This is a genomic window from Stenotrophomonas sp. TWI169 (assembly GCF_039674705.1).
Lineage (GTDB): Bacteria > Pseudomonadota > Gammaproteobacteria > Xanthomonadales > Xanthomonadaceae > Stenotrophomonas > Stenotrophomonas maltophilia_P.
In genome coordinates, this window is the sequence record NZ_JBDJOB010000010.1 from 75735 (window position 1) to 90967 (window position 15233).

The 15233-nt window shown below is 67.7% G+C and carries 12 protein-coding genes; 3 read left to right on the forward strand and 9 right to left on the reverse strand.

Features of this window, described 5'->3' with window-relative positions; translation table 11 throughout:
• Positions 1 to 85: 85 nt before the first annotated feature.
• Positions 86 to 415 carry a hypothetical protein gene (locus ABE543_RS09955; protein WP_065176039.1) on the reverse strand — a complete coding sequence of 110 codons (330 nt, stop codon included), beginning with the start codon at positions 413 to 415 and terminating at the stop codon, positions 86 to 88.
• A 221-nt stretch (positions 416 to 636) separates the two neighbouring features.
• Between ABE543_RS09955 and ABE543_RS09960 the strand changes: the two genes are divergently transcribed.
• Together ABE543_RS09960 and ABE543_RS09965 are read left to right on the forward strand one after the other, a co-directional pair.
• A complete protein-coding gene (locus tag ABE543_RS09960; RefSeq protein ID WP_053515477.1) occupies positions 637 to 1413 on the forward strand; it encodes a HipA family kinase in 777 nt (258 codons plus the stop codon).
• Positions 1391 to 1783, forward strand: coding sequence for a DUF3037 domain-containing protein (locus tag ABE543_RS09965; RefSeq protein WP_065176040.1), 393 nt, complete (start codon positions 1391 to 1393; stop codon positions 1781 to 1783). The genes ABE543_RS09960 and ABE543_RS09965 overlap by 23 nt, the downstream gene beginning before the upstream one ends.
• A 15-nt stretch (positions 1784 to 1798) precedes the next feature.
• On the opposite strand, the gene ABE543_RS09970 is transcribed toward ABE543_RS09965, so the two are convergent.
• The 8 genes from ABE543_RS09970 to ligA form a co-directional block, all read right to left on the reverse strand.
• Positions 1799 to 2230 carry a transposase gene (locus tag ABE543_RS09970; RefSeq protein WP_197601046.1) on the reverse strand — a complete coding sequence of 144 codons (432 nt, stop codon included), beginning with the start codon at positions 2228 to 2230 and terminating at the stop codon, positions 1799 to 1801.
• A gap of 151 nt (positions 2231 to 2381) precedes the next feature.
• Positions 2382 to 4907, reverse strand: a complete 2526-nt coding sequence (locus ABE543_RS09975) for a membrane-bound PQQ-dependent dehydrogenase, glucose/quinate/shikimate family (protein WP_346475646.1) — start codon at positions 4905 to 4907, stop codon at positions 2382 to 2384.
• A gap of 132 nt (positions 4908 to 5039) precedes the next feature.
• Positions 5040 to 7754: a DNA gyrase subunit A gene (gene gyrA / locus ABE543_RS09980; RefSeq protein ID WP_065182897.1), complete on the reverse strand. Its 2715-nt coding sequence runs from the start codon at positions 7752 to 7754 to the stop codon at positions 5040 to 5042.
• 247 nt (positions 7755 to 8001) lie between these two features.
• Positions 8002 to 9066 carry an S-methyl-5-thioribose-1-phosphate isomerase gene (gene mtnA / locus ABE543_RS09985; protein WP_346475647.1) on the reverse strand — a complete coding sequence of 355 codons (1065 nt, stop codon included), beginning with the start codon at positions 9064 to 9066 and terminating at the stop codon, positions 8002 to 8004.
• A 47-nt stretch (positions 9067 to 9113) separates the two neighbouring features.
• Positions 9114 to 9842, reverse strand: coding sequence for a DUF3011 domain-containing protein (locus ABE543_RS09990; RefSeq protein WP_253120024.1), 729 nt, complete (start codon positions 9840 to 9842; stop codon positions 9114 to 9116).
• A 139-nt stretch (positions 9843 to 9981) separates the two neighbouring features.
• On the reverse strand, positions 9982 to 10938 hold the full coding sequence (gene epmA / locus ABE543_RS09995) for an EF-P lysine aminoacylase EpmA (protein WP_065176043.1): 957 nt from the start codon (positions 10936 to 10938) through the stop codon (positions 9982 to 9984).
• Positions 10935 to 11420, reverse strand: a complete 486-nt coding sequence (locus tag ABE543_RS10000) for a GNAT family N-acetyltransferase (protein WP_053515463.1) — start codon at positions 11418 to 11420, stop codon at positions 10935 to 10937. Before ABE543_RS10000 ends, epmA begins: the two co-directional genes overlap by 4 nt.
• A 52-nt stretch (positions 11421 to 11472) precedes the next feature.
• Positions 11473 to 13944: an NAD-dependent DNA ligase LigA gene (ligA, locus tag ABE543_RS10005; protein ID WP_346475654.1), complete on the reverse strand. Its 2472-nt coding sequence runs from the start codon at positions 13942 to 13944 to the stop codon at positions 11473 to 11475.
• A 158-nt stretch (positions 13945 to 14102) separates the two neighbouring features.
• Between ligA and ABE543_RS10010 the strand changes: the two genes are divergently transcribed.
• Positions 14103 to 15233 carry a pyridoxal phosphate-dependent aminotransferase gene (locus tag ABE543_RS10010; RefSeq protein WP_346475648.1) on the forward strand — a complete coding sequence of 377 codons (1131 nt, stop codon included), beginning with the start codon at positions 14103 to 14105 and terminating at the stop codon, positions 15231 to 15233.

Sequence of the window (15233 nt, forward strand, 5' to 3'; positions counted from 1 at the left end):
ATGCGCCGAATCTAGCACCGCCCGGCCCGCGTTCAATGGGCCGGATGGGCTAGTCACCGGATAAGGCAAAGCGCAGGCCGGGTCACTACTGCCGGGCGTGCAGGTCCCAGGTGGCCAGATAGTCCGGGTCCACCACGATCATCCCGTTGGAGCGCATGCAGTACTCGCCCGGCTGGGCTGGCAGGTACTGGTCGAGCATGGGCGGCAGGTAGCGCTCGTGGCCATCGTTCTCGTCGGCAAGCACCACGCCTTCGAACGCGCTGATGCGCAGCACCGTGCCGGCATACTGCTCCAGCCCTTGAACCTGCCCGTCACCGCCGTAACGGGTGACGCCCACCAGCACTACCTTGCCGATCATTTCTTCGGCCTTGGCATCATCCAGAGGCGGCAGTGCCGCATTCAGTTGGTCGCTCATCCCTGTACCTCCGCATCTGGTGGAGACATCGTGGAGCAGGATCCGCGCGGCGTTTCCGCGAACGCCATGGACAGCATGTTGCCCGCGCCGTCCGGAGGATCGTGTGAAGCGCGGCACATTGCGCAGCGTGCATTCAGCATTGCCTGCGTTGCGTCGGCATGCGCGGCGTGTGCTCTGCGGCGCATGCAATGCAGCACCGTGTGCCACGCTAGAATGCGCGCATGCGCACCGTGAATGCTCTTCGTTACATTACGCCCCTGCGGGAGGGCGGCTCCCTGCCGGCCGTGGTCGAGACCGACGACGACGGCATGGCCGTACTCAAGTTCCGGGGTGCGGGCCAGGGGCCCAAGGCCCTGATCGCCGAACTGATCGCAGGTGAAATGGCCCGTACCCTGGGCCTGCCGATTCCCGAACTGCTGTTCGTCGAACTGGACAGCGAGTTCGCGCGTACCGAACCGGATCCGGAGATCCAGGAACTGATCCGCGCCAGCGAGGGCCTGAACCTGGGCCTGGATTACCTGCCCGGCGCGATCAACTACGACCCGGCGGCCATGCCGGTGGACGCCGACCTGGCGTCGCGCATCGTCTGGTTCGATGCATTCACCAGCAATGTCGATCGCACCACGCGCAACCCGAACCTGATGGTGTGGCACCGCCAGCTGTACCTGATCGACCACGGTGCAGCGATGTATTTCCACCACGACTGGGCCAACGCCGGCGATGCGTGCGAAAGGCCGTTCGTGCTGATCCGCGACCACGTGCTGCTGTCGTTCGCCAGCCGCATCGCCGAGGTGGATGCCGAGCTGGCGGCTCGCCTGACCGATGCCGAGATCGAGCGGATCGTCGGCCTCGTGCCAGACAGCTGGCTGGTCAACGAGCCGGCGTTCGACAGCCCTCAGGCCTACCGCCAGGGCTACATCGACTATCTCAAGCATCGCCTGAAGGTGCGTGCGGTGTTCGTGCAGGAGGCCATCCGTGCCCACGCTGCACACGTATGACTATGCGGTCATCCGCGTTGTACCGCGGGTGGAGCGCGAGGAATTCATCAACGTCGGGGTGATCGTGTCCTGTCCCGGTGCGCGTCATCTGGAAGCGGCCATCGAGATCGACCCGGCACGCCTGCAGGCGTTCGCACCGGCGCTGGACCAGCAGGCGCTGCAACCGTGGCTGGATGCCATCGTGGCCATCTGCCGCGGCGATGCCACCGCCGGCCCCATAGCGCAGCTTCCGGCACGCGCACGCTTCCATTTCCTCACGGCCAAACGCAGCTCGATCGTGCAGATGTCCAGCACGCATGTGGGCCGCACAGCCAACCCGGCGGGTGTGGTCGAACACTTGATGACGAGGATGGTACGGGTGCCGCAGTAACACGGCAGCCCGCCACTACCGCGCAATCGCGGCGTCCTGCAGCGGCCAGCGACACCAGCCATGGGGATACTCGCCCACCTGCCTGGCCAGCCCCGCACTGACCGGGTAAGCCAGCACCTGCCGGGCCCGCACAGGCAACGAAGCATCATTGTCGATCACCTGATCGAAATAGCCGGCCTGCCAGACCGCTCCGTTGCGGCCGCGATGGCGGTTGATCAGGAAGCTGCTGCGCGCCTTGAAGCGCTGTACGCAGTATCCGGGTGGATAGCCACGCAGCTGCGCCAGCCATCGCACGTGGTCGGGCATGACAAGCCAGGCCAGCGAGGTGGTCAGCCCCTCGCGGTCCATCGCAGCCAACAGCTGCATCGCGACATCCGCATGCGCCGCGTTCTCGAACAGGCGCTGCCGATTGCAGCAGGTCACGGTGAGCAGATGGACATTGCCCATGATGGGCTCGCGGCTGACAGGGTTCGACAGGCTGGGCATACGCAACAGCGTGCCCGCCGGCACACCGCTACTGCATCGGTGGACACCACGTCATCGGGTGGGAAATGGCCGCTTCCGGGAATCGGCGGACAGGCCCCGCCGCGAACGATGCTCAATGTTCGGGCAGGGCAAACGCCATCACGTAATCGCCGGGACGGGTCTCCATGAAGTGATGGCCTGCCGCGACGATCACCACGTACTGGCGTCCCCCCTGCTCGTAGATCATCGGAGTGGCCTGGCCCCCGGCAGGCAGCCTGGCATGCCACAGTTCCCGGCCCGTCTTCAGATCGATGGCGCGCAGCAGATCGTCGGTCGCGGCGGCGATGAACACCAGGCCGCTGGCAGTGATCACCGCACCGCCATTGTTGGGCGTTCCGATCTCGATCGGCAGGCCGGAGCGGATGCCGAACGGGCCGTTGCCGCGCGCGCTTCCGAACGGCCGGTCCCACAGCAGCGCACCCGTGCGCAGATCGATAGCGCGGATGCCGCCATACGGCGGCTGTTTGCACGACAGGCCGGTCAATGGCAGCCGCCATCCTGCATTGACGTCGATGGCATACGGCGTACCCACCTGCGGGTCGCCTGCCCCTTCGCCAGCGCCGCGGTCGGCGCGGATCTGCTCACGCGGCAGCCATCCCCGCCGGTCGGCCTCGGCACGCGGTACCAGCCGATTGTAGTTGGGCATGTCGTTGTAGTTGGCCACGATCACGCCCCGGCGGGTATCGATGGCCACGCCACCCCAGTCCGAGCCACCGTTGTAACCGGGATACTCGATGGAATGGCGATCACTGCTGGGCGGCGTGTAGAAGCCCTGGTAGTGCGCCCTGCGGAACTGGATGCGGCAGACCAGCTGATCGATCGGCGTGATGCCCCACATGTCACGCTCGGTCAGCGGCTGCTCGCGCCGCAGGGTGTGATAGAGCGAGAACAGCTGCGTCGGTGAGCGCTGCTCCGGTTCCACGCCGCCCTGCGGAACCCTGCGCTCTTCGGCAGGTGTCAGCAGCCGGCCGTTGCGCCGGTCGAGGATGTACAGGTCACCCTGCTTGGTCGGCAGCAGGATCGCGGGCACCTTGCCTGCCGCAGTCGGAAAATCGATCAGGCTGGCCTGCGAACCGAGGTCGTAGTCCCAGACATCCTTGCGTACGGCCTGGAAATGCCAGACCGGCTTGCCGGTGGCCACGTCGAGTGCCACCAGCGAGGTGGCATAGCGGTTCTGTTGCTCGCTGCGCGAGCCGCTCCAGTAGTCGCCGGCGGCATTGCCCAACGGCAGGTAGACCAGGCCCAGTTGTTCATCGCCGGTGGCGGTGGTCCACATGTTCGGCGTACCCCGGGTATAGACCTGCTCGCGGGGCGGCGGACCGGTGCGCTCGGGCCGCTCCATGTCCCACGCCCAGCGCAGCTTGCCGGTGATCGCGTCATAGGCCTGGATCACGCCGGAAGGCGCGTCACGGCGCTGCCCGTCCAGCACCTGGTGACCGGTGACGATCACGCCGCGCACGATGGCCGGCGGCGAGGTGATCGAGACATAGCCCGGCGGCACCTCGCCCATGTCGAGGGTGATGTCGATCTGGCCGTTGTTGCCGAAATTGACGCACGGCCGACCGCTGTCGGCATCCACTGCGATGATGCGTCCGTCCAGCGTGCCTTCGATGACGCGCGCCCAGCAGGCAGGCCGCGCGCCCGCCGCCGCGCCCGGTCGAACGCTGGGAGGTGGCAGGGGCAAGGCGAGATCGGCAGCCACATCCGCCAATGCCGCATCGGCGAACACCGGCACGGCGGGCTGCTCGTAGTAGGACACCCCACGGCAGGCGGCGGTGTACGGAATGGAGGCGTCCTTCACCTTTGGATCGAACTGCCACAGCGCCTTGCCGGTGCTGGCATCGAGGGCGATCAGGCGGTTGCGTGCCGTGCACAGGTACAGCCGGTCGCCGATCTTCAACGGCGTGGTCTCGGCCCCCCAGCGCCTCTTCGGCAGGTCGCCGGTGCGGAACTGCCAGGCCAGTTGCAGGGTAGCCACGTTGGCGGGCGTGATCTGCTGCAGCGGCGAGAAGCGGGTGGCGGCGTTGCTGCGGCCCCAGGCGGGCCAGTCACCCTCGGCGGGCTGGTCGGCCGGCTGCAGGCCGGTGGTGTCGCGGGTCGGCTCCAGGCCTGCGCTGAAGGCTGCTTCCGGGAACGGCGCATGGCCGTCCACGCTGCCGTGCGGACTGAACGCCAGGGCAAACGCGCCGACGAACACCAGCAGCAACACGGCGGCGATGCTGCACGACAGCCGTTTGGACAGCGGCGCGCGCAACGTCGGCGTCAGCAGCGCCAGAACGATGCCCAGCGCGGTGACCAGCCCCAGCCGTGGCACCCAGCGCCAGTAATCGCTGCCCGATTCCCACCCCGTCCACAGCAGCGTGCCGACGAACACCAGCGCGTACAGCAGCGCACCGCTGCGACGGTTGAGCCACAGCAGAATGCCGCTGGCCAGCAGGCCACAGCCGGCGATGAGGTAATAGGCCGAGCCCCCCAGCTGGAACAGCCATGCACCCAGCCCGCCGATCACCAGGCCCAGGATGACCAGCAGCAGCGACAGGACCGTGACCAGGGGGTGGCGGCGCACGGGCGCCGGCGCGGACTGCGGCGTGGCGGACATCGTCGATCTCCGGGAGCAGCATGCTGCCCTTATCCCACCGCCGCCGTGAAGCGCGTGCGTATTCCATGCTCCCGCATACGACGACGCCGGCACGGGGCCGGCGTCGTCGGGTACCTCGTCAGCGCGACCGGATCACTCCTGCGCGGCATCCTCGCTGCCGGTGGCAGCCGGGGCGCCTTCGGCCGTGGCCGGGGCGACCGCGGCCACCTCGTCCTCGTCCTCGTCGATCGAGGCATCCATGCGCTCCACCGCCTGCAGCTTCTCGTCCTTGGACAGGCGGATCAGGGTGACGCCCTGGGTGTTGCGGCCCACGCGGCTGATTTCCGAACCGCGCGTGCGCACCAGCGTGCCGCCATCGGAGATCAGCAGCACTTCATCGCTGGAGCCCATCAGCACCGCGGCGACCAGCTTGCCGTTGCGCTCGGTGGTCTGGATGCCGATCACGCCCTGGGTACCACGCCCCTTGCGCGGATAGTCCGGCAGCGGGGTGCGCTTGCCGTAACCATTCTCGGTGGCGGTGAGGATGTACTGCAGGTTGGCGTCGTCGGCACCGTCGATCACCGCATCGCCATTGGCGACCGCTTCCTCGATACCGTTGTCGTCCTCGTTCTCGTCCTCGGCACCACCGGCACTCTCGGCCACGATCAGGCTGACTACTTCCTCGCCGGGCGGCATCCTGATGCCGCGCACGCCGGTGGCGGTACGGCCCATCGAGCGGACCTTGTCCTCGCCGAAACGCACGGTCTTGCCGTTGGAGGCGAACAGCAGGATGTCACGCTCGCCATCGGTCAGGCCGACGCCAACCAGCGCATCGCCCTCGTCAAGGTTGATCGCGATCTTGCCGCGGGCCAGACGGAAGGCGAATTCGCCCAGCGGGGTCTTCTTGACCGTGCCGTTCTTCGTGGCGAAGAACACGAACTGGCCATCGGCGTATTCGCGCACCGGCAACACGGCCTGTACGCGCTCACCCGGTTCCAGCGGAATCCAGTTGATGATCGGCCGGCCGCGTGCGTTGGAGCCGGCTTCGGGCAGCTGGTACACCGGCAGCCAGAACACCTTGCCTGAACTGGTGAAGGTCAACAGGGTGTCGTGCGTGTTGACCAGCCACAGCTGTTCGATGAAATCCTCTTCCTTGGTCGCCGCCGCGCTGCGGCCACGGCCGCCACGACGCTGGGCGCGGTAGGCGCTGACCGGCTGGCGCTTGACGTAGCCGGCGTGCGACAGGGTGACCACCACGTCTTCCGGGGCGATCAGGTCGAGGATGTCCAGGTCTTCTTCGCTGTGGCGGATCTCGGTGCGACGCTCGTCGCCGAACTCGGCCTTGACGCTGACCAGCTCCTCGCGGATCACCTGTAGCAGGCGATCGGGATCTTCCAGGATGTGAATCAGACCGGCGATCACTTCCAGCAGCTGCTTGTACTCGTCGGTCAGGCGATCCTGCTCCAGCCCGGTCAGGCGGTGCAGGCGCATTTCCAGGATCTGGGTGGCCTGGATCTCGGTCAGCTGGTAGCCGCCCTCGATCAGGCCCACGCCCTTGGGCAGGTCCTCCGGGCGCGAGGCCTCGGCACCGGCAGCACCCAGCATGGCCCCGACCAGGCCCGGCTCCCACAGGCGGGCGAGCATGCGTTCGCGCGCCTCGTTGGGATTGGGCGAGGTCTTGATCAGCTCGATCATCTCGTCGATGTTGGCCAGCGCGACGGTCAGGCCTTCCAGCACGTGGGCACGGGCACGCGCCTTGCGCAGCTCGAACACGGTGCGGCGGGTGACCACCTCGCGACGGTGGCGGACGAATGCCTCCAGCATCTGCTTGAGGTTCATCAACTGCGGGCGGCCGTCGACCAGCGCCACCATGTTGATGCCGAACACCGATTCCATCTGCGTCTGCTGGTACAGGTTGTTCAGCACAACCTCGGCAGATTCACCGCGCTTGATCTCGATGTAGATGCGCATGCCGTCCTTGTCGGACTCATCGCGCAGCTCGCTGATGCCTTCGATCTTCTTTTCCTTGACCAGCTCGGCGATCTTCTCGATCAGACGCGCCTTGTTCACCTGGTAAGGAATTTCAGTGACGATGATCGATTCACGGCCGTTGTCGGCCACTTCGATATCCGCCTTGGCGCGGATGCGCACGCGGCCACGGCCGGTACGGTAGCCGGCGACGATGCCGGCGGTGCCGTTGATGATGCCCGCAGTCGGGAAATCCGGGCCCGGGATGTACTCCATCAGGCCGTCGACGTCGATTTCCGGGTTGTCGATCAGCGCGATGCAGGCATTGATCGATTCGCTCAGGTTGTGCGGCGGGATGTTGGTCGCCATGCCCACCGCGATACCGGCCGAACCGTTGACCAGCAGGTTCGGGAACCGGGTCGGCATGACCGTCGGCTCCAGTTCCTTCTCGTCGTAGTTGGGCTGGAAATCGACGGTTTCCTTGTCGATGTCGGCCATCAGCTCATGCGCGAGGCGCGACATGCGCGCTTCGGTGTATCGCATCGCCGCGGCGGAGTCACCGTCGATCGAACCGAAGTTACCCTGGCCGTCGACCAGCATGTAACGCAGCGAGAACGGCTGGGCCAGGCGCACCAGCGTGTCGTACACCGACTGATCGCCATGCGGATGGTACTTACCGATGACGTCACCGACGATACGCGCCGACTTGAAGTAGGGCTTGTTGCTGTGCGCGTTGAGCTCGTTCATCGCGTACAGCACGCGGCGATGCACCGGCTTGAGGCCATCGCGCGCATCCGGGAGCGCGCGGCCCACGATCACGCTCATGGCGTAATCGAGGTAGCTCTTGCGCATCTCGTCTTCCAGGTTGACCTGGATGATTTCCTTGGCGGTTTCTGCCATTCGGGTTCCGTTGTCTGGTAGCGGTCCAGTCCGGCGCGGACACCTGCGGGGGTGACCATGCCGGAACCTCGATTCAACCTGTGGATACTACCACATCGGACCATTCCCCGCCTGTGTTTACAGGGGTTTTACCGGCACAAATCAGGAACTTAGGGGCAGGACGGGGCCCATCGGGCCACGCCCGGGGCCGGCCGCGGCGAACCCGGAAGATGCGCCCGGCTCCCGCGGCGCAGACCGCCTGTGCGTCTCAACCGCCGAAGGCGGCGCGCATGTTCTCCACGGTCGGGTTCAGGATCACGCCGCGCTCGGTCACGATGGCGTCGATCAGCTCGCCCGGGGTGACGTCGAACACCGGGTTCCAGGCGGCGATGCCTTCGGCCACCGTGCGCGTCCCGCCCACGCCGTACAGCTCGCCCGGATCGCGCTGTTCGATCTCGATCTGGCTGCCGTCGACGGTCTCCATGTCGACCGTCGAGGACGGCGCCACGACCATGAATTTCACGCCATGGTGGCGCGCGGCGATGGCCAGCTGGTAGGTGCCGATCTTGTTGGCGGTATCGCCATTGGCGCAGATGCGGTCGGCGCCGACGATCACCCACTGCACGGCCCCGGTCTTCATCAGGTGCGAGGCGGCCGAATCGGCGATCAGGGTGGCGTCGATGCCATCCTGCTGCAGTTCCCAGACGCTCAGGCGCGCGCCCTGCAGCCATGGGCGGGTCTCGCCGGCGAACACGCGGGCGATCCGGTGCTGGGCCATGCCGGCGCGGATCACGCCCAGCGCGGTGCCGAAGCCGGCGGTGGCCAGCGAGCCGGTATTGCAGTGGGTCAGCACGCCGCTGCCGGCATCGATCAGGCCGGCGCCGAGCGCCCCCATGTGGCGGTTGGCGGCCAGGTCTTCCTCGGCGATGGCCCGCGCTTCCGCTTCAAGCAGCGTCTTCCAGTCCGCACCGGCGCTGCCCAGGCAACGACGCATCCGCGCCAGTGCCCAGGCCAGGTTGACGGCGGTCGGGCGTGAGGCGTTCAGCCGCTGCAGCGCCGGCTCAAGCTGCTGCAGGGCGAGCGGGCCATCGGCAGCCTGCACCTCACGCGCCGCCAGCACCACGCCCCAGGCCGCCGCGATGCCGATGGCCGGGGCGCCACGTACGGTCAGGGCGTGGATGGCCGCGGCGACTTCATCGCTGTCCCGGCATACCACATGCTCGACCACGAACGGCAGCTTGCGCTGGTCCAGCAGTTGCAGGGCATCGCCGGTCCACAGGATCGGGCGGATGTGGTCGTAGCGGGCGTAATCGAGGTCGGTGGCAGTGTTCATGGGCCCATTGTAGGGCCACGCCCCCTCGCGCAGGCACCCGGCCGGATTCAATTCACCGAGAATTCGGCGCGGCAACCGCCGTCCACCCAGATGCCGTTGCGGCTCCAGCCCCAGGTGCTGCCCTCCACGCACTCGGTGCTGGACAGCTGCTGTCGCACCGCGGCACCGACGGAAATGCTGGCGCCGCAGAAACGGCGCTTCTTCGATTTTGATTCGCAGGTCAGCCGGCGCGGCACGTCGACGAAACGGCCATCCTCATCGGCCACCTCGAAATCGCCCTGGCAGCCACGGCTGGTCCACACCTCGTTGCGCTTGTAACCCCAGCCCTGCCCTTCCCGGCATGGCAGCACCGACAGCTGCCGCAGCAGGCGCACCGGTGCGCCGTCCAGACGCACCGGACAACTCTGCGGACGGCCATTGGATTCACAGCGGACCACGCGGCGCACCTTGCGCTTGCCGCCTGGCTCGGCCGCAGCCACTCCCTGCGCCGGGCGCGCCCGGAACTCGGCACGGCAGCCGAGCGTGACCCACACGCCGCTGCGGTCGGTGCCCCATTCGCTGCCACGGATACAGCTGTTGCTGGACAACTGGCGGACCAGATCGACGCCGTTGCGGACATCGATATCGCAGTGCACCCAGGCCATGTCGCGTGACTCGCAGGTGACGACTTCGCCGTCATAGCCGGCCTGCTGCGCCGATGCCGGCAACGGCGTCAGCACTCCCCACATCGCAATGGAGTAGACCGGTGCCGCCACAACCGCAAACCACTTGACCAAAGCCTTCCCCATAGGACTGGACGAACTGCCATGCCAGTGTCTGGCATCGGGAGTGATGAGAGCATCATCGTGCTTGCTGAATCAAGCGCGCGGACGCGGCAATCCGTTCAGTCTGTCTGGTTCAGAAAGCCGCGTGTGCTCAGGCGTCGGCGAAATCGAAGGCCAGCACGTCGGCGATGCGGGGCGTGCGGTTCATCGCCATCAACAGGCGATCGATGCCGACCGCGACACCCGCACACGCGGGCATGGCAGGCAACGCCGCCAGCAGTGCCTCGTCCAGCGCCGGCTGCACCTGCCCGCGCGCATGGCGGCGCTGCAGGTCGTGCTGGAAACGCGCCCGTTGTTCGTCGGCATCGTTCAGTTCGTGATAGCCGTTGGCCAGCTCCACGGCCCCCAGGTACAGCTCGAACCGCTCGGCCAGCGGCGGCGTACCGGGACGGATGCGGGCCAGTGCTGCCTGGCTCGCCGGCCAGTCGTGGACAACGGTCATGACCGCGTCATCGAAATGCGGTTGGATGCGATGGGTCATCAGCAGATCCAGCCAGTCGTCGCGGGTCAGCCCGACCGGGTCGATATGCACGTCACCCAGCGCAGCGCGCAGCCCGGCCTCATCGGTCTGGAACGGATCCACGCCCACCTGCTGCTGGAACAGCTCGCGGTAGCTCAGCACACGCAGGCTGGCGCTGCGTCCAACCAGGCCCAGAGCCAGGCGGACCAGCTCCGCGGTTTCCTGCACCAGCCGGTGATGGTCCCAGCCAACCCGGTACCACTCCAGCAGGGTGAACTCCGGGTTATGGCGCCCGCCGGCCTCGCCGTTGCGGAACACCCGCCCCAGTTCGTAGCAGTCGCCGACACCGGCAGCGAGCAGCCGCTTGAGCGGGTACTCCGGCGACGTACGCAGCCAGCGACGGCGGCCGCCGGCGTCGACATGGCCGCTGAAGTCGGTATGGAAGCTGTCGATGTTGGGCTCGGTATTACCGGCCACCGACAGGATCGGTGTCTCCACCTCCAGCACGTCACGCTCTGCGAAGAAGCGGCGCACCAGCGCGTTCAGCGCGGCACGCTGCTGCAGTTTGCGCCGCAGGGCGTCGCTCACAGGATGCCCTCCGGGCGCGGGTGATCCAGCGGCAGGGTCAGCAGGTCGCGGGTGTCATCGATGTAGCCACTGGCCAGGTACAGCCGACGCGCCAGTTCGTTGTGGTGGTTCACCTCCAGGCGCAGGCGGCTGACCCCGCGTCCGCGCGCACGCTGTTCGCAGATGGCCAGCGCCTGCTTGCCCCGGCCACGGCCGCGTGCCCGCGGCCCCAGATAGAGCTCGTCAAGCAGCATGAAATGCCCGCCCTGCTCCAGGCTGAAGCCCATCGCGATCACCGCATAGCCGACCACCTGACCGGCTTCGTCCAGCCACAGCAGCACTTCGCCGTTGCGCGGATCGGCCAGCAGTGCATCGACACCGCGACGCACGCGCACGTCGTCGAACTCGATCCTGTCCTCGGCGTAGAACGCGCGCATCAGCGAGATCAGCAGTTCCTCGTCGGCGCGGGTGGCCAGGCGGAAGTCCAGCGGGGCAGTCTGCATCGGGAATCCTTTGCTGTTTCGGGCCGGGCGCATGTCACGCCCGGCAGGGTGATCATTCGTGGTCGGCGAGGAAGGCCAGCAGACGCGCTTCGTCCCACACCGGCACTCCCAGGGCCTGCGCCTTGTCCAGCTTGGAGCCGGCTTCGGTACCCGCCACCACGAAGTGGGTCTTCTTCGACACGCTGCCGGACACCTTGGCTCCCAGCGCCTCCAGTCGCTCCTTGGCCATATCGCGGGTGAGCTGGGCCAGGGTGCCGGTCAGGACCACGGTCTGCCCGTCGAGCGGACCGGCGACGATTTCGGTCAGCGCGGGCGCCTTGGCCAGGATCTGCTGCATCGCCTCCTCGGCAGCCAGCAGCATCACGCCATGGCTGTCCGCTTCCAGCCACTGGGCAAGGCCGCGCGCGGTGTCCTCGGGCAATCCGGCATTGACGAACTGGCCATGCTCGGCATCGAGCACGGCCTGCGCGCTGGGCAGCACCGCCACCAGCTTTTCCGCGCGCAGCCGGGTGATGCCGGGGATCTCCGATTCCACCAGCAGCTGAGCCAGGTCCAGCCCCTCACGCAGCTTCGCACTGGGCGGATGCACGTCGCTGATGCGCACCTGGCCGACCTGCAGCAGATCGTCGATGGCCTGCTGGTTGCCCTGCTGCTCGAAGAAGTGACCGAGCGAACGTGCCACTTCGCCACCGATGTCCGGCACGCGCTTGAACAGCGGCCAGGGCAGCCGTCGGATCAAGGCCAGATCACCGAACCACTGCGCCAACGCCTTGGCCGTGCTTTCGCCGACATGTTCGATGCCCAGCGCGAACAACAGCCGTTCCAGCGTGGTGGCACGACTGGTGTCGATCGCGGCGATCAGGTTGTCGGCCCAGCGGGTCGCGATCTTCTTCGTGTTCCACTCGAAGCTGGCCGGCTGCGCGAGTGCCTTCGCGCGCCAGGCCACATCGTTGCCATCGAGCTTGAGCACGGCATTGAGCACGGTGCCGCTGCCTTCGGCCGGCAGGTGCGGCGCCAGGCTGGCGGCCAGCGCGGACGGATCTTCCGCGTCGAGCACCAGCTTCAGGTGCAGCAGCTGGTCGCGGGTGAGCCGGTACAGGTCCGCCACGCCCTTGACGATGCCGGCATCCACCAGGGTTTCGATGTACTTGTCACCCAGGCCATCGATATCCATCGCGCGACGTGAAGCGAAATGGGCGATGGCCTCCTTGCGCTGCGCCGGGCACGACAACTCACCGGAGCAGCGCCACGCGGCCGCACCCTCTTCGCGCACGATCTCCGAGCCACAGACCGGGCAGCGCGTGGGCATCTGCCACGGCGTGGTGCCCGGCGGCCGGCGGTCGAGGATGACGCTGACCACTTCGGGAATCACGTCGCCGGCACGGCGCACGATCACGCTGTCACCCACCCGCACGTCCAGGCGCTCGATCTGGTCCGCATTGTGCAGGGTTGCGTTGGAGACGATCACGCCGGCCACGGCGACCGGCGCCAGGCGCGCGACCGGAGTGGCAGCGCCGGTGCGGCCGATCTGGATCTCGATCGCTTCCAGCGTGGTGCTCTGTTCCTGCGCCGGGAACTTGTGCGCGATGGCCCAGCGCGGTGCGCGCGAGACGAAACCCATCGCCTGCTGGCCAGCGCGGTCGTCCAGCTTGTAGACCACGCCATCGATGTCGAAGGGCAGGCCATCGCGGCGTGCGCCGATATCGCGGTAGTAGGCCAGCAATCCATCGGCGCCTTCCACCACCCTGCACAGATCGCTGACCGGGAAGCCCCAGGCACCCAGCTGCGCGAGCGTGCCCGAATGGGTACCGGGCAGTTCGCCGCCCTGCACTTCTCCGGTGCCGTAGGCGAAGAAGCTGAGCTTGCGCTGTGCGCTGATCTTCGGGTCGAGCTGCCGCAGCGACCCGGCCGCCGCATTGCGCGGGTTGGCCAGTACCTTGCCGCCATGCAGCCGCGCGCGATCGTTGTAGGCTTCAAAGTCGGCACGGGCCATGTAGACCTCACCGCGCACTTCCAGCACGTCCGGCCAGCCCTTGCCGTGCAGACGCCGGGGGATGTCGCCGATCTCGCGCAGGTTGGCCGTGACGTCTTCGCCGGTCGTGCCATCGCCGCGGGTCGCACCCAGAACGAAATGTCCATCCTCGTAGCGCAGGCTGATCGCCAGCCCGTCCATCTTCGGCTCCGCCGAAAAGCGCGCGGCACCGCGTCGCAGGCGTTCGTCGATGCGGCGCACGAAGTCGGTCACCTCCTCATCGCTGAAGGCATTGGACAACGACAGCATCGGCACCGCGTGGCGGACTTCAGCGAAACGCCCGGAGGGACGCGCGCCGACCTGCTGGGTCGGGCTGTCCGTGCGGGCCAGTTCGGGGTGCGCACGTTCCAGTGCTTCCAGCTCGCGCACCAGCCGGTCGTAATCGACGTCGGGGATCTCCGGCGCATCCAGCTCGTGATAGGCGCGGTTGGCCTGGGCGATCTGCCGGCGGAGTTCATCGACGCGTTCGGCGGGGCTGGGGCTCATCGTGATCGGTGATTCTGGGGCGGCTGGGGATTCTACCGCGCCCGGCCGTCATGCCCTGTAACGTCCCCGGCCCGGCAGCGCCGGGCCCCGCTCCGCGAAAGACGGGCTTGCCGCCCTCCACCGGCAGCGCTAGCGTGCGTCGGCCGCCCTCCGGAAACCTGCCCATGACCCTGCCTGCCTCCCGTCGTCGCTTCCTGCAGCTGGCCGGTGCCGGCCTCGCCGTCGCCGGCAGTGGCCTGCCGGGCCTGGGATACGCGCAAACCGCCCCGGCTGCGGCTCCCGCGTCGCCGCGCGCCGATGGGCCGGTGCTGCTGAACTTCAATGAATGCCCGTATGGGCCTTCCGCCGCTGCGCAATCGGCCGCTCGCGACAGCATCGCGCGCTGCGGCCGCTACCGCTTCGAGCTGGCGGCGCAGGTCCGTGATGCATTCGTCGAACTCAGCGGCGTCGGCGCCGATCACCTGCGCCTGTACCCGGGCTCCAGCGAGCCCCTGAACCGTGCCGCCGCAATCTGGACCGGCCCGCAGCAGGGCCTGGTCGTGGCTGATCCGACCTTCGAGGCGATTGGCGACGTGGCCGCCGCGCGGGGCGCACACGTCAGCCGAGTGCCTCTGCGCAGCGACGGCGCGCACGATGTGCGCGCGATGGTGGCTGCCGCGCACGCGCGCCCGACCGGGCTGATGTATGTGTGCAACCCCAACAACCCCACGGGTTCGATCAGCCCGCCCGCCGAGCTCGCCTGGCTGCTGGCCAGCAAGCCCGCCGGAACCCGGGTACTGGTGGACGAAGCGTACCTGCAGTACAGCGACCAGCCGAGCCTGATCGCGCAGGTGGCGGAGCGCGATGACCTGATCGTGCTGCGCACCTTCTCCAAGCTGTATGGCATGGCCGGACTGCGTCTGGGCGCGGCAGCGGCCCATCCCGATCGCCTGCGCGAGCTGGGCAGCCTCGGCGACAACCCGTTGCCGGTGCCGGCGCTGGCGGCCGCTCTGGCCAGCCTGCACGATCCGCAGTTGGTTCCGCAGCGCCGTCTGCAGAACGCGAAGATCCGGCAGGCGACCATCGCCTGGCTGGGCAAGCGTGGCTTCAGCTGCCTGCCGTCGGAAGCGAACTGTTTCGTGGTGGACGTCCGGCGCGACGGTGCCGCCTTTGCCAGGGCGATGGCCGCACAGGGTGTGGTGATCGGTCGCAGCTGGCCGATCTGGCCGCAGCGCGTCCGTGTGACCGTTGGCACCGAGGAGGAGATGGCAGCGTTCCGCGCCGCGTTCGCCCAGGTCGCCGGGGTGCCTTCCTGA

Excerpts from the sequence above, each read along its gene's own strand:
- ABE543_RS09955 (WP_065176039.1), bottom strand. The coding sequence starts at position 415 with ATGAGCGACCAACTGAATGCGGCACTGCCGCCTCTGGATGATGCCAAG.
- ABE543_RS09960 (WP_053515477.1), top strand. The coding sequence starts at position 637 with ATGCGCACCGTGAATGCTCTTCGTTACATTACGCCCCTGCGGGAGGGC.
- ABE543_RS09970 (WP_197601046.1), bottom strand. The coding sequence starts at position 2,230 with ATGGGCAATGTCCATCTGCTCACCGTGACCTGCTGCAATCGGCAGCGC.
- ABE543_RS09975 (WP_346475646.1), bottom strand. The coding sequence starts at position 4,907 with ATGTCCGCCACGCCGCAGTCCGCGCCGGCGCCCGTGCGCCGCCACCCC.
- gyrA (WP_065182897.1), bottom strand. The coding sequence starts at position 7,754 with ATGGCAGAAACCGCCAAGGAAATCATCCAGGTCAACCTGGAAGACGAG.
- mtnA (WP_346475647.1), bottom strand. The coding sequence starts at position 9,066 with ATGAACACTGCCACCGACCTCGATTACGCCCGCTACGACCACATCCGC.
- ABE543_RS10000 (WP_053515463.1), bottom strand. The coding sequence starts at position 11,420 with ATGCAGACTGCCCCGCTGGACTTCCGCCTGGCCACCCGCGCCGACGAG.
- ABE543_RS10010 (WP_346475648.1), top strand. The coding sequence starts at position 14,103 with ATGACCCTGCCTGCCTCCCGTCGTCGCTTCCTGCAGCTGGCCGGTGCC.